The sequence below is a fragment of the Paenibacillus intestini genome, assembly GCF_030803945.1.
Lineage (GTDB): Bacteria > Bacillota > Bacilli > Paenibacillales > Paenibacillaceae > Paenibacillus > Paenibacillus polysaccharolyticus.
In genome coordinates this window covers 109919-122486 of sequence record NZ_JAURUN010000003.1, presented here as the reverse complement: position 1 = coordinate 122486, position 12568 = coordinate 109919, and the positions used below count along the sequence as shown (strand labels likewise).

Annotated in this window: 16 protein-coding genes; 1 reads left to right on the top strand and 15 read right to left on the bottom strand. The window is 45.8% G+C overall.

The annotated features are described in order from the left end of the window. Positions 1-145 precede the first annotated feature (145 nt). From J2T16_RS09830 to J2T16_RS09760, 15 genes are all read right to left on the bottom strand, one after another. Positions 146-1144 (bottom strand): endo-1,4-beta-xylanase, encoded by a 999-nt coding sequence (locus J2T16_RS09830; RefSeq protein ID WP_499018254.1) that lies wholly within the window; start codon positions 1142-1144, stop codon positions 146-148. Between the two features lie 134 nt (positions 1145-1278). Continuing rightward, positions 1279-1626 carry a hypothetical protein gene (locus J2T16_RS09825; RefSeq protein ID WP_090915355.1) on the bottom strand — a complete coding sequence of 116 codons (348 nt, stop codon included), beginning with the start codon at positions 1624-1626 and terminating at the stop codon, positions 1279-1281. A 144-nt stretch (positions 1627-1770) separates the two neighbouring features. After that, a complete protein-coding gene (locus J2T16_RS09820; protein ID WP_499018253.1) occupies positions 1771-2643 on the bottom strand; it encodes an aminoglycoside phosphotransferase family protein in 873 nt (290 codons plus the stop codon). Between the two features lie 11 nt (positions 2644-2654). After that, positions 2655-3149, bottom strand: a complete 495-nt coding sequence (locus tag J2T16_RS09815) for a DinB family protein (protein ID WP_499018251.1) — start codon at positions 3147-3149, stop codon at positions 2655-2657. 67 nt (positions 3150-3216) lie between these two features. Further along, positions 3217-3507 carry a hypothetical protein gene (locus J2T16_RS09810; protein ID WP_154957947.1) on the bottom strand — a complete coding sequence of 97 codons (291 nt, stop codon included), beginning with the start codon at positions 3505-3507 and terminating at the stop codon, positions 3217-3219. After that, a complete protein-coding gene (locus tag J2T16_RS09805; RefSeq protein WP_499018250.1) occupies positions 3507-4016 on the bottom strand; it encodes a hypothetical protein in 510 nt (169 codons plus the stop codon). The genes J2T16_RS09810 and J2T16_RS09805 overlap by 1 nt, the downstream gene beginning before the upstream one ends. Positions 4017-4201: 185 nt before the next feature. Then, entirely contained in the window at positions 4202-4732 is a 531-nt protein-coding gene (locus J2T16_RS09800) for a DinB family protein (RefSeq protein WP_336120787.1), read from the bottom strand. Positions 4733-4880: 148 nt separating this feature from the next. Continuing rightward, complete coding sequence (locus J2T16_RS09795; RefSeq protein WP_499018249.1) at positions 4881-5825, bottom strand: GNAT family N-acetyltransferase; 945 nt, start codon at positions 5823-5825, stop codon at positions 4881-4883. Positions 5826-5828: 3 nt separating this feature from the next. Further along, positions 5829-6461, bottom strand: coding sequence for a hypothetical protein (locus J2T16_RS09790; protein WP_499018248.1), 633 nt, complete (start codon positions 6459-6461; stop codon positions 5829-5831). Further along, on the bottom strand, positions 6458-7189 hold the full coding sequence (locus tag J2T16_RS09785) for a DUF1361 domain-containing protein (RefSeq protein ID WP_336120790.1): 732 nt from the start codon (positions 7187-7189) through the stop codon (positions 6458-6460). The genes J2T16_RS09790 and J2T16_RS09785 overlap by 4 nt, the downstream gene beginning before the upstream one ends. A 33-nt stretch (positions 7190-7222) precedes the next feature. Then, the gene (locus J2T16_RS09780; protein ID WP_499018247.1) at positions 7223-7651 is read right to left on the bottom strand and encodes a GNAT family N-acetyltransferase; all 429 of its coding nucleotides are present in this window, start codon (positions 7649-7651) and stop codon (positions 7223-7225) included. A gap of 12 nt (positions 7652-7663) precedes the next feature. Beyond that, positions 7664-8134 carry a GNAT family N-acetyltransferase gene (locus J2T16_RS09775; protein WP_499018246.1) on the bottom strand — a complete coding sequence of 157 codons (471 nt, stop codon included), beginning with the start codon at positions 8132-8134 and terminating at the stop codon, positions 7664-7666. A gap of 221 nt (positions 8135-8355) precedes the next feature. Continuing rightward, positions 8356-9585 carry an amidohydrolase gene (locus J2T16_RS09770; RefSeq protein WP_336120793.1) on the bottom strand — a complete coding sequence of 410 codons (1230 nt, stop codon included), beginning with the start codon at positions 9583-9585 and terminating at the stop codon, positions 8356-8358. A 31-nt stretch (positions 9586-9616) separates the two neighbouring features. Beyond that, positions 9617-10171: a methylated-DNA--[protein]-cysteine S-methyltransferase gene (locus J2T16_RS09765; protein ID WP_154957957.1), complete on the bottom strand. Its 555-nt coding sequence runs from the start codon at positions 10169-10171 to the stop codon at positions 9617-9619. A 33-nt stretch (positions 10172-10204) separates the two neighbouring features. Continuing rightward, entirely contained in the window at positions 10205-10927 is a 723-nt protein-coding gene (locus tag J2T16_RS09760) for a DNA alkylation repair protein (protein ID WP_336120794.1), read from the bottom strand. A gap of 162 nt (positions 10928-11089) precedes the next feature. Between J2T16_RS09760 and mgtE the strand changes: the two genes are divergently transcribed. Next, positions 11090-12460, top strand: coding sequence for a magnesium transporter (gene mgtE / locus J2T16_RS09755; RefSeq protein ID WP_090915385.1), 1371 nt, complete (start codon positions 11090-11092; stop codon positions 12458-12460). Positions 12461-12568: the final 108 nt, after the last annotated feature.

The window sequence follows — 12568 nt, the reverse complement described above, 5'->3', positions numbered from 1 at the left end:
GATACTTCAAAAAAGCCTTACAGGCTTAACCCTTTTTATGGGGTCCGCATGTAAGGCTGTAATTCCGAAACACTCAGCAGAGCGCTGTATGCTTAGCTTAAACGTATATCTAAATTGAGCCTGAAATTTTGCCTTAGCTTTCTTCTTACTTTTGCCCGAGAATGCGCCAAAATGAATCCTTCGGTTGCTGCTTGGTATCGAACACAAATGGCCAGTTTTTGCGGCCACGTACCGGGAAATTATCCAACCACGTATAATGATCAGCCGCACCCCAGAATGTTACAGAAGTAATATTGGATTGATACTCCCGGAACAGCTTGAAAATCTCCTCATACCGTTTCTCCTGAAGCTCCATCATCTCAGACGTTGGCTCTGTCAGATCAGTTCGCGTATCATCATGTTGAAACACAGATACATCCAATTCAGTGACGTGAAGCTGCACATCCAGTGAAGCATAACGTTCAATGGCTTCACGGATCTCTTCTATGGACGGTCCATGAATATTCCAGTGACCCTGCATTCCTATACCATGAACCGGAACCCCTTGATCCAGCAGTGATTTTACTAGATTGTATATTTTCTCCCGTTTGACCGGATTAGTCTCGTTGTAATCGTTGTAAAACAGCAATGCATCAGGATCAGCTTCATGAGCCATATGGAATGCCTGTGCCAGGTAATCTTCTCCCAGCAATCGCAACCATTTTGTATCTCGCATGATCACGTCAGTCTTGTCTTCGATCGCCTCGTTTACCACATCCCATGCGTAGATCTGTCCTTTGTAACGGCCAACAACGGTATCGATATGCTGCTTCAAGCGGGACAACATCAGTTCCCTCGAAGCCGGTCCGCCGGAAGCATCCTCAAACACCCATGCCGGCGTCTGGTTGTGCCATACCAACGTGTGACCACGTACACCTATCGCACGGCCCACTGCAAAATCAACGATCTCATCTGCTGCCTCAAACGTATATTCATGTTCTCGCGGATGAACTTCTTCAAACTTCATCTGATTCTCCGCAGTAACACTATTGTAGTGCTTCGCAATAAATTCCCCTTCGGATTGTAGCATTCTTGTATGTACTGCTGCACCTATTTTGAACGCATCGGCATAAGCAGTATGTAGGGACGGAATTTCGGTAGACATCCTGGTTCCTCCTCGCAGATTTGTTTCTTCATCATAACGGATAATGAATGCGCTTTCCCTGAACAAAATAAACCTTCTCCCCCCTGAAATTCTACCAATTTCAGCACAAAAAGAAGAAATGCAGGCAATATACGTTATAACTTGTCTATCTGTAGCAAAGTCACTTGCTTCACTGTACATGCCGGGCTGACTTGCTCTTCGGAGAGTACATTAAGCTTGATCAGGCTTTTCAGCTTATGGCTGTCCACCTTGGACAGCAGCCTCCAAATCTCCGGGTCGGGCAGGGATGCATATAGCTTCTGATCGTCATATTCCTTGCGGTGCTGGAGCACCGTTTTCACCTTATATCCGCCTACTTCGGTCTCATATACGCCTTGCTGAGCACAGTATGCCACAATCTCATCTCTCAATACAGATAACTGTTGTTCGATCTCTTTCTGCTGCTGTTTCAGTTCAAAGTAAGTCTGTACCTTCTGTTCCATTACTCATCACGCTCCTCTACTACCATAGGTATGCAGAAAATGCGAGTTTAGGACAGGCTTGTAGGTCACCTTAAAAAGATATTTCGAATACCAAATCGTAATTTTAGGACTTTAAGAAAAAATTCTATAGAGAGGATATTTCATTTACAACAAGTCTGCTTGGAGGTAAGGGTTATGAGTAGCTACATCAAACACTCGCCGCATGACTTCTGCATTTCTCGGAACATCGCCTTCGCGCGAGAGTAACACCCAGCGTAACCAGGCCAATGCTTCAAAACCCTCCTCCTCATCCAGCGTATCGCCGGCAACCGCTCGTAATTCGGCCTGATAAAACATTCCCAACTCTCTTCCGTTATAGATGGTGATTAGAAAAACAGACCATGCCGCATCATATCTCGGGTCTCCGTACTGTCCGTTGGTCCAGTCTATAACGGTGTATTTTCCATCCATCTCTACGATATTTCCTAGGTTGTAGTCACCATGAATGAAGTGATCCTGTCTGATCTTTACACGTTTCATCAAGTCATGAACAATGTGATGGATATCTCGGTGCTTAGCCAGCTGAGGAAAAAAATATTCGACGAAATTGTAATGAGGAATGTAATCTTGTTTTGCTTCTTTCCTTTGTGGCTCTTTAACACGGACTGGATGCTGGTGGATATCATTCAAAATCTGAGCAAGCCGTCTTAATATCCCTTGATCTAGCCGGGTAACCGGCACACCATCGTAACTTGTGAGCAGCACTTGATTCTGATGTTCATCTGTTCCCCAGCCATATGGTTTGGAAACCTGAATCCCGCTTTGTGTGAGACTATGCAACAACTGATATTGTTTTCTAATATCCGGGCGTGAGTCCTTATTCCAGATTTTCAGTACATACAGCTGATCATGAAGTTCAACACGCATAACATCCGCTTCCAATCCAGGCTTAAGCGGGATCATCCGATGCTCCTGACCTATTTCCTGCCGAATCGCTTCATCCAGTTGAACCCAGCGAATACTGCTAAGTTGTATCACTTGTACTCACCTCACGGCCCTTTACCATGGTTAGGTTCAATCAATCCTTTGCCTATAACATTAGCAGATACGGGCTCTCGGCCAAGTTCTCTTGCCCATACAGATAACTGCCCTATATGATGAATTTCATGTGCAATTACATGACGCATAACTTCGCCCCAAGCATCGATATGCACGTGTCCGTCGGTTCGGCGGTCGATGTAAGTTCTCTTTTCCATGCTCGGCTCCCACAATAAAACAAATGCTTCTACATCTTGATGTAGCTTGCGGTCCAGCTCACGAACAGCTTCGAGCGTCTGGTAGTTTGCAAAATCCTCCGCAGTATCCGGTTTTCCTTGTAGCAGTTGAAGCCAGCTCCACTCGACATCAATGATATGAAAAAAAGTCTTCAGGATACTTCCCACACCACCTGTACGCGGTCGAAGCAATTCTTCTGGCGGCAGGTCTGCACACCACACATACCACTGTTCACGGACGATCCAGTTGTATCGAAAAAAGGTTTCCATACCTTAGCCTCCTATGTTGCTGTACTTAGGTCATTATAGCTTCTTGATCAATTCAATAGATTATTATTCACTCCACTGATTTCTTAGTTAATCTTTTTTTGATATAGACAATCACATGTATTCCAGCATAAATAAACAGAACATTCACGAAATAAACCAGTAAATTAATATGCATATTGGATATAAACCAGATTGATCCGTTTGAATTCGAGACATGATAATCCGTCAAAAAACGAAGCGGGAATCCATACTCGGTTCTTAAAGGTTCGTTATCATTATTCAACGTTCCCGGAATAAAAAAGACAGCCAATACAGCGAGCCAAGCCGACAAATTGAATATTTTTTTATGTATCTTCATTACGTCTCCCCCTGTTCCTCCTTAGCCAGATTTCCTCCGTAATAGGTTCCCTCCAGCTCTTGATCCAGGTAACTCTCCAACGCCTGATGGTGCAGTGCGTACCTCGAAATTTTGCTAAAACGGCCAATCTTCGTAACATAAATCTGTTTGCCGTTGTATTGTATCATGACCTGATTGTTATGCTTCAATCTCAGAGCGATGCCCATATGAATGCTGCCCTCAATGCGATCTATAGCAGTCTTCGCTGAGGCTGGAGCTTCATTCAACCAATCAACAACTCTGCTTGTTTCTGCTTCATTTAAAACAGCCTCATCAAAACGGATCTGTACTCCGCTGCCACCCTTGGTATATATCGCTTTGCTCGTATCTGCATGGACAATCTCCGCGCTAGATAAAGGGGTTTCAATATCCACAAACCGGTTGTTCATATACACGAAGTACAGGGCTAGCGCTGCTACCACAGTGCCCATAACCAACCAAAATCGTTTGATATTTCGTGTGTTATTCATTCTTCATCACCTCGTAATGTGTGCCATGTCCACCACATGAGCAAACATGCTCAGCACCGAATTATGATGTTCAATAATCTTCTGTTCCACGTTTCCACGGGCTCCCACTATTCTTACAATAAAAACAACCTGAATTGAACTTTAGTTACAACCTATTTTATCATTTATTCAATGGCAGCCTCTCTTCATCGATCAGATGTATGAGTATGGAACCATTTCCGCAACTGATTTATATGCGCCTGATGATAACGATTGTGGTCAGCCATGTGCCAAAGTCCCCAGCGAACAGAAGCTTGCTTTTCATTCCTATGCCCGAAAGTAACTACGATATCCATATCCGCATCCGTAAGAATTGTGCACGTTTCCTGTAGCATATTCATGATCAACTGATGTTGAGAAATAAGGGTGTCTCTGGATATCCCCGCTATGAAAGGAAGTTTGTTGTTTTCATCAATCATGGGACCGTATTGCTCCAACATATCGTAAGGTAACGTTTGTCCTTTGATACGATACACCCAGTTCAGGTCAACGAACGTGATATGTCTCAGTAACTGAGCTGTACTGTTATATAGGTTGCCAGGTCCTCTGTAATCGACCTCATCCTGTGACATGGAATCCGTGATGGATTTCAGACGATCACTGTTCTCTTTAACCACGGCGAAAAGCATCCCCGTGACAGAAGACATATTTTCCTCCCCTTTTAAATCATGAATCATACCCTCACCTCTTCAACAAGATAAGGCGATCTCACCAGATCGCCCCTGTCGTTAATAATTTTCTTTTTCGATACGCTTGAAGATGCTACCTGTTGTCATAAGGAACTCCTGGGAGAATTTCCGTGAATATCGGTTAAAATGGCAACCTTCATTCCGCTTCCTCCTCAGGAACATACATCGTCTGAATCTCCTGCACACCTTGAACAAAACCCAGATTCAGATATACAGACTCGGCATCATTGCCTTCCATCACATACAGTCGCAAAAATGGATAGTGCCCCTTGAGCATCGTTAATGCTCTTTGTAACATTTGGGTAGCAATTCCTCTGCCTCTGTACGAGGGGATTACGCCTATACTGTATACCGCAGCCTGATTGTCCTGTAGACATAAGCGGCAGTTGGCGACCAGTTGACCTGATGCTTGATCGTATACCAATGTAGATGCCTGAGTCAGGATTTCATTGGTATAATTAGGATCTTCGTCAGGTGTAAAATCTTCAAGAGAGCTCTGCTTTCTGCGCGTTGCTTCTAGACTTCCACCGAAACTTTCCAGATCACACTGGGCAATTTCCTCTTCGTTTACATATTTGAAGCCACCTGATTCTTTTCCAATAATCTCTGGGCTCTTAACAGTCACCCTGCTGTCCCAATCCACCTCGAAATGATCCGTAGGCCGCTGCATCCAGCGGCATCTGAATTCGGCCGGCCAGAATCCCGCTCTCGCAAACCAGTCCACTTGTCCCGGAAGAATCTCAAATGTCAGAATACGTTTGCTGCGATCCGACCACTGCATTAATTTCTGTTTGAGCAGCTTGACGATCTCAAAGCCTTGCTGGAATGGCGGGATGAGAAACAAATGATACATCTTGTTAGGCTCCATTCGCACACCACCTATTTTGCTTTCCCCACGATAGATCCAGTACGCACTGCATCTTGAGGAACTGAATTCTTCTTCCCTAAAAAACCCGACGTATCCCATATCATAATAAATGGTGCAAAATAACCCCCACTCCGTAACATCCGCAAGCCGAATTGAGTATTCATCTGATAAATCATATTGAAGCGTGTCAGCAGACCACTCTGTCAAAGTCATATGTCATTCCTCCTTAACCGGGTATCCGATTTCCGCAATGTCCTCTTCCAACTCATCTAACTCGATCTCCGGGTTTAATGCCTGCAACAGTCGTTCGTCCAACGGTTTCATGGCAAAAACATGCTGGATCGGCTCTAAATTAAGTTCAATCTCATAGTATTCCTGAGCCCAGGCATGGTAGTGCTCCGCACCGCCCACAAGAACTTGTAGAAGAACATAAGCTTCATCCGCGAGCTGTTGACTCGAAGTCCACTCGTTATGTACCTTTTCATGCCAGACGCAGAAGGTGATCTGATCCATCATAAAAGCAGGCTCGTCCAGAAACGTCTTTTTGAAATCTGCCGGCACACCCTCCAATACATCACCAAGTTGATCTTTATGTAGGGAAGCATAAGCTTTGTCGTAACCTTTGATGATTAAACGGTTGCTCGAATCAAATAACGCGAAATAGTGATCTCCCTGCCCATCTCTCATCGAAGCCATCTGTTCGTTCGCATCCCACTGCGCATTGTACGAATAATACCTGTACTCCCATTCTGGCATTAGAATTGCATCCAGCATCGCTACTGCCTTGAAGATTCGCTGACATTCAGAAATGCTGGGCAATTGATGGATAAAATCAGAAGTATTGCTCATTTTCTTACCTCCCGAGTAATCGAACCACTTATCAATGAAATAATGACATATGCAAATGCCTGGATCACAAACATCAGCGTAACAAACGCCACCGGAAGACCGCTTGCTGAACTAAAATCATTCATCAAATCGATAACAACCTGCCCGGGTCTGGACACGATATCCCATGAATTCCAGCGATTAAATCTCCCGATATATACGCCCAGACCACTTAGAAGTAAAATGAATCCGACAATAATCCAGCAAACGAACCTGTGTACGAACAATTGCAGCACATGTTCTATTTGCCTTATAGAACATGTGCTGAGCATCAACCCTACAATAGCTACACCAAACGTAAGGGCCAGACTGAACCAGAAATCCATCTCGAACCAAAAAGCACTCTCAGGCTGAGCAATAAAATACCGGAATGCATGCAACATTTCTGTAAACAGATAGGCCGCATTAGGCAAAAAGAACAGCCAGATCATTCCGAGCAAACCTGTCAACATCATACCCATCCATCCGGGTCTCACAGCCTTACGTCGAAAGATAAGAGCAATCATCGTTGAAATGAGAAACGGAACCCATGCCAGAAACATATCCCAGTCTAGGAAGGCATACATATTCGATCCTGACTTTGCACACAGATACACCGCAATGCCAAGACAGCATAACGTCATAAGCAGCAATGTGAACGCTAAGGCAATAAATCTATTGTTCAAAATTCGATCATGTTTATCTATCATCTTGTTGGACTAGTCCTTCTTCTGGAAATAAATTTATAGATACTTTTTAAAGGCTTTGCTGGACTCGCCATCGTATCCTAGCTTTTGATAAAATTGATGGGCCCCTTGCCTAGAAGCTCCGCTAGCGAGGAGGATCTTGGATGCATCCATCTGCAAACATACCTGTTCCACATGTTCCATTAGTTCTGTTCCGTATCCCTTGCCCTGCACCTCGCTAGACATAATGACCCTTTCAACCAAACCAAACGGCCGATTTCCTGCCAGAGCGTCTAAGCAGATATGTAAATGTGCCGTACCTACCACCTGCTCCCGGACTTCGTACACAAAAAGGAAGCTGTGTTCGTGACGCCTGATCTCTTCAATTCGTTCAGCCAGCACCTCAGTATGCGCGTGGTTAGGCAACAGCTCCCTGTACAATTTGTCAATAGTTGCTGCATCCCTGCCTTCGGCTTCTCTGATCATTTTTTACCACCTCTACTCTCTAACTTGATAACCTAAAATAATATCGCCGTTATCCTCCAATTCACCTGTTTCCTGGAACCCACAACGCTTGTACAGTGCATTAGCCGCAACATTATGCGGGATATGAGATACCCTGATTTGCCGACAATCCCTTCGCTCCTGCAACATGTGAATAACTTCCTGGATGGCACGTTTCCCATAACCCTGCCCCTGATGTTTCCAATCAATCATAAAACGAAGAATCCAATAATGCCCATCTGTATAGATCTCGTTATCAAATAAAATAAACCCGACCATCTCATTCCCTGCATAGATCCCGTAAGGTCTTGAAGTTACTTCCTTGGTCGCATGAATTAAGGAATCCGCATTGCTCGCTACCAGTGTGAGCTGATCTTCCTTCGGTTGCAGAAGGATGCACTCACTTTCATTTCCCCGTGTAATCGGTTGCAAAGTGATTTGTTCCTCCATCATGTTATCACGCATATCTCATTCTCCTTCAACTATGACTGCTTCAATAGTAAAATCATAATCTATCATAACCCAGAATGTGGGTTATGCGTATAATTTCTTCCTCTATATGGGCTATATATGTTGAACTAAAATAGTTCCACACGACTCATGCCTATTCATGCAAAAAAAGCTACGGCATCCGTAGCTTAATCTTTAACCTTTACACTGTTCATTACATCTTAAGGTGATGCCTGTTACGCTAGCGATCCACTCACCAAGTGTCCTTGATACCACACAGCCAGCCTTCTAGATCGCCTTGCCACCGCTTCGGCTGCACAACTCGCCTGCACCAGAACAAAGCTTGCTACATCGCCTGCCTTTGGCCATACGCTCTCTCCTGCTGCATTCAGCGAAGTCACTCCGCCCGTAATCGTAGCTATTGACTGGGACAACGATAACTCGTCGCTATATCCATACAGCTCGGCGAAGCGTCCAGCCTTTTCAAGCATATCTCCACTACCAAAAGGAGACCAGTGATCCGTCAGACTGTCTGTCGCCAGTCTCACGTTTACACCCACACGTTGCAACATCGGAAGTGGCATCATTATTCTGCCAATCGGCACGGTTGAAGCCACACTCATTCCCAGCGATGCCATGCGGCTCGCCATCTCTTCGGCTTCCTGTTTCTCCGCTCCTGCAAACCAGAACGCGTGGCTAACCGTCACCTGACCCTGAAGCCCTGCTTCTTCAGTCAGCCTTACAAGTTCCAGTAACGTTTGCTTGCCAGCTTCACCACCATCATGCAGATGCATATCGATCCCTGCCTGATGTTTGACTGCCAGTTCCACCATGGTATGCAGCGATTTTTCGATGTTCTCATCTACGGTATACGGATCAAGTCCGCCTACATGTGTTGCACCCTCTGTCATGGCTTGTCCCATGAGTTCGACCGAGCTGGATCGTAACAGCCCATGCTGAGGGAACGCGACAATCTCTGAAGATATTTTACCCGTGTAACTCTCCAGGGCTTGCTTGGTTGCTTCCAAACGTTTTAATCCACTGACTGGCTCAATATTGCAGTGCGCGCGAACGTGTGTAGAACCGTAACCCTGTATTAGTGCAAGGATGCTTTCCGCCTGCCGTTTTGCATCGGGTAACAATTTGGGTAGTAATACCTTCTCCTCTTCAATACGATCAAAGATGCTGGAGCTGCGTCTGACCGCTTTCCATGGCCCGTCATAATAGGTTTTGTCCAGATGAATATGTGCTTCTTCAAACGAAGGCAACAATAACAAACCTTTGCCATCCACTCGCGGCAATTCTTCTGTCAATTGCGCCTTTGCGTCCACAATGGCAGCAATAACTCCGTTCTCAATCCGCAGATGAGCAAGACCCGTTTGTGTGCCCGTCATCTCTGCTCCTTCACGAATATATCCTTGTTCCAATCTTACATTGGTCAGCCAGAATGCCTGTTGCTGTTGCATTGTCTTTCCCTCATTTCTCTTTTCTCTTTAATTAAAAATTAAACCGTGCATGTCCGCCATCTGTCACGCCCTCAATTTGTTCAATATCGAGTAATCTGCGCTTCATCTCGAGACCACCACGAAAACCCGTCAGCTTGCGATTGGCACCAATAATCCGGTGGCATGGCAGTAACACTGGAATGGGGTTCGCCCCGTTCGCCGCACCTACAGCCCGCACAGCCGAAGGTCGTCCGATCACGGCAGCGATATCGCCATAGGTACGTGTCTCACCGTATGGCACACGCCCGAGCGCTTTCCATACCTGTTGCTGAAATTCGGTACCGATCAGGTCCAGCGGGATGTCCTCTGTGTAAGCTGTCTTTTCCCCTGCAAAATAGGACTCCAGCCAGTCCATCATGCCCGTCTGTCTTAATGCCTGCTCATTCTCTTCAAGTTTAACACCCGGGGCAATTTTACTAATCCAGCCGTGCCAGTCTTCCAGCGTTTCGTTCGGCATAACGATCCGGCACAGTCCCTTTTCGGTCGCAAGCAGACTCCAGGGACGACCGTCCAGCAACATCGTGGCATACATCATCTTTTGTCTCATTTCATATTCGACCTTTCTTTATATATATCTGAGTCAGGAGCTTGTCTGTTTGGGGGCACTTGTCTGTTTGTTCACCTTGCGTTTCATGCTGCGGATCACTTGTTTGTCCTCCGGTGTCACGCGGTACGATTCCGTAATCTTCTGGAGTGCTTTGTTGTACGTAAAATCGTCAAGCGTATTGTTTTGCAAATACGGCATGGTCACCTCAGGTTGCTTCACATACGCGATCGAGATCGCCCAGGCCACCGCCATTTTCACATAATAGGCCTCATGTTTAATCTGATCAAGTAACGGCAACACCTGATGAATATAAGGCGGCTCCAGATAAAAGTTCAACAGCATGACCACGCCAAACCGGATTTCATATTCCTGATCCGACTTGATATAAGGCTGAATGAAGTTCCACATCGCATCCATATGCTCTTTCGTGTATTTCAGTCCGGCACAGAAGCTGTCACATACCGACCAGTTATCCATTTTGGGTACAAAAGCCGCAATACGTTTTAACAATTCGTCCAGATCTGCTTGAACGTGACCAATCACCATCGCTTGCAGCATCACTTCTTCAAAATACTCATCCTGCGCCGTATCCAGGTACGTACGCCAGTCTGCAACGGCAATCTGTTTGGCTATTTTGCGGATTGTCGGCAAGCGCACACCCATCACGTTTGAAATATTCGGTATAAGGGAAGCTGCGAATTTCTGATATTCCGGCTCAGCCAGGCTGAGCAGTTGTGTTCGAATATCGGTTTCCAAGGGCACTGGACCTCCTCGTTGATTACTGTAAAACAAGTATATCCTGACTGCTTTCTTTTGTAAGCCCATCTCGAATGTTTGAGCAATATTTCAATATTGTTTAACAACGAATGCATTCCGTTTAAAAATATGAAGCGCACCATTCAGGAAAGGAGTGTCATTATGAACGGTTCTCAAACCAATAAAGAGCTCTCCGTTGAGGAGATCACCCAGCAACTGACACAGCATGTACAATCCCAGAATCTGCCAGAATTCTATAAACTGGTGAAGGAACTGCGTCCCTATGATCTTTCACTCATCTATAAAAAATTCCCTGAAGACGAAAAGAATCGTTTTCTTCTTCTATTTAAACCGGATACACTTGCCGATCTGGCCGAAAACTTAAAGCTGCACGAGCAGGCTGAACTGTTTGAACGACTCGGACCAGAGCGTACGCTGGAAGTCATGCAGCAGATGGACAAAAGTGATCTCATTCGCTTCATGCACGACCTGCCCGCAAAACGCAGGGAAGAATTGTTATCCAGCATGAATCTGGATCACTCCGCCATCATTCGCTCTGTACTCAGCTATCCACCAGAAACTGCCGGACGGATCATGACCGACCGCTATCGTACGTTGTCCACCCACGACACAGCGAAGGAAGCACTGAAGCAATCACAAGGTACGCTGCACCTCTCCCCGTCCAGTTACCTTTATGTCATTGACGATGAAGGGAAGCTAGCTGGTGTCGTTAGTTACCGCTCGCTTGCTCTGGCCGATGACAAAACCAAAGTGGAACAACTGATGACCAGACGTGTCATTCACGCCACCGTAGATATGGATCAGGAAGAGGCTGCCCAGTTGCTCCAACGTTACGAATTCATCGCCGTTCCGGTCGTCGATGAGAATAATAGGCTGTGCGGTATCATCCAGATGGATGACGTCATTGACATCATTATGGATGAGGCCAGCGAAGACCTCGCCAAAATGGGCGGTGGCGGTAAAGATATTGATTTTGATACCAAACCGCTCGTTGCGGTCAAACGAAGGTTGCCTTGGCTTATTTTGCTGTTATTGATCGGCTTGATCTCGGGAAGCATTGTGGATTTTTTTGAAGATACACTGAATCAGGTTGTGGCTCTTGCGTTTTTCATGCCTATGATTGCGGGTATGACGGGAAATACAGGGACGCAATCCCTTGCTGTCGTCGTACGCGGACTTATTGGACGCAAGCTGGACAAGTCAACGGTACTCGCTCTGATTGGACGAGAGATTAAAGTCGGTACGATGATCGGTCTTGTCTGCGGTCTGCTCATTACGGTCATTGCTTATTTCTGGCAAGGGGACTGGTTGCTCGGGATGATTATCGGTGTATCCCTGTTTCTCACGCTAATCATCGGTACACTGACAGGCACATGCATCCCGCTCCTGCTCAGCCGTTTCAAGGTTGATCCCGCAGTGGCATCCGGCCCGTTAATTACAACGCTAAATGATATCTTGTCCCTGTTTATCTACTTTGGTATTGCTACACGTTTTATAGGCGCACTGATGTAGCTTCTTGTGCAGTATAACGGACGGCATATGGTGGACGACTTATGGTTCTTATGCACCAAAAGGACCCTGATCATTAGATCAGGGTCCTTTCTTTAGCTCCCACTACTC

Excerpts from the sequence above, each read along its gene's own strand:
- J2T16_RS09805 (WP_499018250.1), bottom strand. The coding sequence starts at position 4,016 with ATGAATAACACACGAAATATCAAACGATTTTGGTTGGTTATGGGCACT.
- J2T16_RS09825 (WP_090915355.1), bottom strand. The coding sequence starts at position 1,626 with ATGGAACAGAAGGTACAGACTTACTTTGAACTGAAACAGCAGCAGAAA.
- J2T16_RS09775 (WP_499018246.1), bottom strand. The coding sequence starts at position 8,134 with ATGCGTGATAACATGATGGAGGAACAAATCACTTTGCAACCGATTACA.
- J2T16_RS09770 (WP_336120793.1), bottom strand. The coding sequence starts at position 9,585 with ATGCAACAGCAACAGGCATTCTGGCTGACCAATGTAAGATTGGAACAA.
- J2T16_RS09810 (WP_154957947.1), bottom strand. The coding sequence starts at position 3,507 with ATGAAGATACATAAAAAAATATTCAATTTGTCGGCTTGGCTCGCTGTA.
- J2T16_RS09785 (WP_336120790.1), bottom strand. The coding sequence starts at position 7,189 with ATGATAGATAAACATGATCGAATTTTGAACAATAGATTTATTGCCTTA.
- J2T16_RS09800 (WP_336120787.1), bottom strand. The coding sequence starts at position 4,732 with ATGATTCATGATTTAAAAGGGGAGGAAAATATGTCTTCTGTCACGGGG.
- mgtE (WP_090915385.1), top strand. The coding sequence starts at position 11,090 with ATGAACGGTTCTCAAACCAATAAAGAGCTCTCCGTTGAGGAGATCACC.
- J2T16_RS09830 (WP_499018254.1), bottom strand. The coding sequence starts at position 1,144 with ATGTCTACCGAAATTCCGTCCCTACATACTGCTTATGCCGATGCGTTC.
- J2T16_RS09815 (WP_499018251.1), bottom strand. The coding sequence starts at position 3,149 with ATGGAAACCTTTTTTCGATACAACTGGATCGTCCGTGAACAGTGGTAT.
- J2T16_RS09765 (WP_154957957.1), bottom strand. The coding sequence starts at position 10,171 with ATGAGACAAAAGATGATGTATGCCACGATGTTGCTGGACGGTCGTCCC.
- J2T16_RS09780 (WP_499018247.1), bottom strand. The coding sequence starts at position 7,651 with ATGATCAGAGAAGCCGAAGGCAGGGATGCAGCAACTATTGACAAATTG.
- J2T16_RS09795 (WP_499018249.1), bottom strand. The coding sequence starts at position 5,825 with ATGACTTTGACAGAGTGGTCTGCTGACACGCTTCAATATGATTTATCA.
- J2T16_RS09790 (WP_499018248.1), bottom strand. The coding sequence starts at position 6,461 with ATGAGCAATACTTCTGATTTTATCCATCAATTGCCCAGCATTTCTGAA.